This is a genomic window from Nisaea denitrificans DSM 18348 (assembly GCF_000426505.1).
Lineage (GTDB): Bacteria > Pseudomonadota > Alphaproteobacteria > Thalassobaculales > Thalassobaculaceae > Nisaea > Nisaea denitrificans.
Genome location: NZ_AUFM01000005.1, coordinates 1 through 5,006, shown reverse-complemented (window position 1 = coordinate 5,006; position 5,006 = coordinate 1). Strand labels below are relative to the sequence as shown.

General features: G+C 65.7%; 1 protein-coding gene. It reads left to right on the top strand.

All coding sequences use genetic code 11. From position 1 onward, the window contains the following. Nucleotides 1-5,006: non-ribosomal peptide synthetase (locus tag K328_RS0100755; RefSeq protein WP_028464341.1), on the top strand; the 5,006-nt coding region annotated here is incomplete at both ends.

Below are 5,006 nucleotides of genomic sequence, written 5' to 3'. Positions count from 1 at the left end.
AAGGCGCTCGGGGTTGAGCTGCCCGCGAATGCGGTCTTCGCCCATCCCACCGCACGCGCCCTCGCCAAACATGTAAGAGACGCTAAACGCATAGACGACAGGTCAGTCGTAGCGCGCGATCCGTCGCAGCCGCGGCCCGCAAGTTCTGCCGAAGCGCGGCTCTGGGTGATGCAGCAACGGGACTTGGATGACGTTGCCTACAATATGACCGGTGCCATCGACATCCATGGCACGCTTGATGCCGGTGCCATGGGCCGGGCGCTGGCGGCGGTCCAGTTGCGACACCCGCTTCTGCACAGCCTGTTCCGGGAAGAGGGCGGTCAGCTTCAGGTCGTTCCGTCGGCTGATCTGGTCAACGAACCTCCGCTTGAAGCGCTCGATGATGTTTCGGCAGCATCGGCAGTGGAGCAGGCTGAAGCCGCGTTGCCATTCCGGCTCGACAGTGAATTGCCTTTCCGCGCCCGCATTTTTGGTCTCGGGCACGGGCGGTGGCGCGTCCTGATTGCCTTCCATCACATCGCCGCCGATGCGGATTCCATTGCATTGTTTGGCCGCGATCTTGAAACGGCTTACCGCGCGGCTCTGGATAAACCCGGGGCGACACCGACGGCCCTTGCGGCTGCGTTGCCTGAACCGGGCCTCGATCCGCTTGCTGTGGAAGACCGTCACGATTTCAGCCCGGACGGGGCCGGTACGGCTGCTCTCGCACGCTGGACGGAGCGCCTTGCCGGTATCGCCGGCGGCCCGGCGCTGCCGCATGCGGAAATGCCTGATGCCGCCGCTCCGGCGCTTGTCGAGAAACTCTTCATCGAGCCGGCCCTTCGGCGCCGGGTCGGGGCGCGTGCCCGTGTGGCGGGCCTGACGCCCTTCATGCTGTTGCACACCGCGCTTGCCGTTGCGCTTAACCGTTTTGGCGGCGGCGAGGATATCGTGATTGGCACCCCGGTCAGTCAGCGCGCCGATGGGAATTTCGAGCGCACTGTCGGCATGATGCTGAATTCAGTGCCGCTGCGCCTCACCATCGATCAGGACAGCACGCTCGGCGGGTTGGCAGAGCAGGCTCGTGACAGTCTGATGGCGGCCCTCGCTGACGCCGCTGTGCCGCTTGACCGGATTGTTGCCGCGCTCCATGCCGGGCGCGACGGCACCGAGGAAGAACTCTTCCAGGTCCTGCTCACGACCCATCCGCCACATCTCGATGCCTTGTCGTTTGGCGAGGCTGAAGTCTCTGTCCGCGTGCTGCAGCAGGCACGGGCGAAGATGGATCTGGTTGTGTTGGTTGCCGATGACGGCGCGGCGATGGAAATCACCATCGAGCATGCGTCCGGGCTATTCCCGGAAGGCGGCGCGGCCGGGTTCGCCCGGGCCTTCGAACGCATTCTTGAGGCCCTCTCCGATACGCCGAATGTGACTGCGGGCGCGATTTCCTTGCTGTCGGTAGGCTCTCCGGAACGTACAGCGGAGCTATACGGCTCCGATGTGTTGGATGCGCGGGGGGCTCCTGAGGGGACTGTTGTGTCTCGTTTTGGGGCTATGGCGTTGGCGCATGGGGATCTTCCGGCGATCGAAGGGCCGGACGGCGCGGCTCTCAGCTACAGCGAGCTTGATCGCCTGACGGATGACCTCGCGGCGGGCCTTGCCGCACGGGGTGTTGGCCGGGGCATGCCTGTCGGCGTCAGCATGACACGCGGCACAGAACAGATCGCCGCCTTCCTTGCTGTGCTGAAAGCAGGCGGTGCCTATGTGCCGCTGGACCCAGAACAGCCGGGACCGCGTCTGGCCGGGATGGCCGAGGATGCGGGCGTATCACTGGTCGTGAGCGATGGCGCTGCTCTGGACTGGCTGCCTGAAGGCGTTGAGGCGATTGCTTGCGACGCCCTGCCTGTCACGGGCGGTTCGGTTGCCTGTCCGGCACAGCTGGGTGCTGATACGGCCTATATCATGTTCACCAGCGGCTCGACCGGACGGCCGAAAGGCATCCGGGTGCCGCACCGTGCGGTATTGCGCCTCGCGGTCGAGCCCGGCTTCGCCAGCTTCGGTCCGGGCAAGCGCGTGGCGCAGATCGCCACCACGGCCTTCGATGCGGCAACTTACGAGATCTGGTGCGCTCTGCTGAACGGCGCGACGACGGTTGTTGTCGGGCGCGAGGCGACCTATGAGGCCGAAGCGCTGGCCGAGGCCTTTGCCAAGGCCAAAGCGCATTCGACCTTCCTGACGGCCTCTGTCTTCAACCGGGCCGCTGTCGCTGACGCGGATGCCTTCAGTGGCTTCGAGGAAGTGCTGTTCGGGGGCGAGGCGGCCGACGCGGATGCGGTGCGGGCGGCGGTCAAACGCTGGCCCGATGTGCGCTTCGTCAACGGCTACGGCCCGACGGAGACGACGACCTTTGCCGCTTGCCATCCCTCGAATGACGAGGCGGATGACACACGGATCATTCCCATTGGGAAACCGATAAGAGGCACGGCGCTGTATGTGCTGGACACCAATCTGGAGCCGGTGCCGCGGGGTGTGGCGGGGGAGCTCTATATCGGCGGCATGGGGCTTGCGGACGGTTATATCGGCCGGCCGGGCCAGACGGCGGAGGTATTCCTCTCCGATCCGTTCTCGGAGGAAGCCGGCGCGCGGATGTACCGGACAGGAGATCTGGTGCGGCGGCGGGCCGATGGGGCGGTGGAATATCTCGGCCGGATCGACCGGCAGATCAAGCTGCGCGGGTTCCGGATCGAGCCTGGCGAGATCGAGGCAGCCCTCAGAGCGGTCTCCGGCGCCGATCAGGCCGTGGTCGATGTCCGAGAGACGGACGGCGACCGGGCGCTTTATGGCTGGGTTGTGCTGCCGCAGGGCGAAACCGCAGCACCGTCCGACTGGCGCGCTGCGCTGGCTGAGCAGCTCCCGGGCTGGATGGTGCCGCGCCGGATCGCGGGTCTGGACGGCCTGCCGCTGACACCGAACGGCAAGCTGGACCGGGGCGCGCTTGCCATCCCGGCCGGTGAGGACGTCACCAAAGAGGCGGGTCCGGTGACATATGTCACGGACACGGAGCGGGAACTGGCGGCACTGTGGTCGGACCTGCTCGGCGGCGGGTCGTTCCGGCCCGAGGACGGGTTCTTTGCTGTCGGTGGCCATTCGCTGCTCGGCGTGCGTCTGGTCGCACAGATCAGGCAGCGCTTCGGTGTCTCACTGCCGCTAAGGGCCGTTTTTAGCGAGCAACGCCTGAAAGACATGGCGGCCGCGATCGATGCGCTGCAATCCTCCGTCGCCGATCATCCGGAGTCGAAAGTGTGGGCGGACGATATCCGCCCGGCATCACGCATGCAGGCGCGCCTTGCCCTGATGGACCAGATCGACGGTTCCGGCATCGCTTATACCGTGCCGATCGTGACCCTGTGCGAGGGCGTGCCGGACGCAACGGCCCTGCAATCCGCCCTGCGATCCCTTGCAGAACGGCATGAGCCGCTGCGCAGTGTGATCCGGATCGGCGAGAAGGTAGACGCTGTTCTGTTGCCGCTGGGTGCAATTCAGCTCGACTGCGAGACACGCCCGGCCACTGACCGTGACGCGGCGCGGGAGCAGACGGCCGAAGCCGCGCGTCTGTTTGCGCAACAGCCCTTCGACCTTGAGGCCGAAGCGCCGTTGCGTGCCAGATTGCTCGATTTCGGCGGTGTGCGTTCCGCGCTCATCCTGATCGCACATCACAATGCGGTCGACGGTCACTCCGTGCCGGTTCTGCTGGATGATCTTGCCGCGTTCTATGACGCAGTCCTGAAAGGCGTGACGCCGAAACTTCCGGATCTGACAATCCGTTACGCCGACTGGGTGTTCTGGCGCGAGGGGGCGGGCCGATCAGCGCGTGATGCAACCGCGTTGACCCGTGCGGGTGAAGCACTGGATGGCGCGCCGCCATTGCTCGACCTGCCGACGGATCTTACCCGTCCGGCCCAGCGCAGCCATCGCGGCGATGTTGCGGCGTTTCCCATAGACGCCGATCTTGAGATGTCCGTCCGGCAGCGGGCACAGGAGCTGTCGACAACACCCTTCGCCCTGATGGTGGCGGCCTATGCGGTGCTGCTGGCCCGCACCGCCGGAACCGACGATCTCGTTCTCGGTGTGCCCTTCGACGGGCGGGAGGTTCCGGAGGCGGGAGGCCTTGTCGGCTTCTTTGCCGACACGGCCGCGATCCGCGTCACCCTCGACGATGATCCTGACCCGGCCCGGTTGATCGGGCGAGTCCATGACGAGCTTGCCCGCGCCCTGTCCGATGCGGCGCCGCTCGACAAACTGATCGAAGCGATGGACCTGAAACGCGACACCAGCCGCACGCCGCTGTTCCAGGCCATGATCGCCTATAACGAGGAAGAGCAGCCATCTGTTCGCTTTGGGGCGCTTATGGCTGAGCCGCTCATGGTGCATCCGGGCACGGCCAAATTCGATCTGCAGCTGCAAATAATTCGGCAAGCTGACGGTCTGACGGCGGCGCTTGAATATGCGACCGATCTGTTCACCGAGAGCACGGCGACCGCCCTTGCCTCCCGTTATTCGCATGTTTTGTCGTGGTTGGCATCTGGTGGTTCTGGATCTGTTTCGTCGGTTCCTCTGGTGGACGCTTCGGAGCGTGCGTGGCTTCTTGATGGTGTGAACGCGACGGCGCGGGATTATGGCGGGTTCGAGCCTGTGCATCGGGCGTTCGAGCGGATCGCGGCGGAGTCTCCGGAGCGGGCTGCTGTGCGGTTCGAGGGCGTGGAGCTTGGCTATGGCGAGCTGAACAGCCGGGCGAATGCCCTGGCGCGGCGCCTGCTGCGGGCGGGCGTCGGCCGTGACGTGCGTGTCGGCGTGGCGCTGGAGCGGTCTGTTGATCTCGTTGTGTCGCTCTTGGCGGTGATGAAGGCGGGCGGTGCCTATGTTCCGCTCGACCCGGAACTGCCCGGTGATCGTCTCGGCTTCATGATCGGGGACGCGGCGGCGCCTGTGGTGATCACGCGGACAGGCTTGCTGGACGTGCTTCCGGT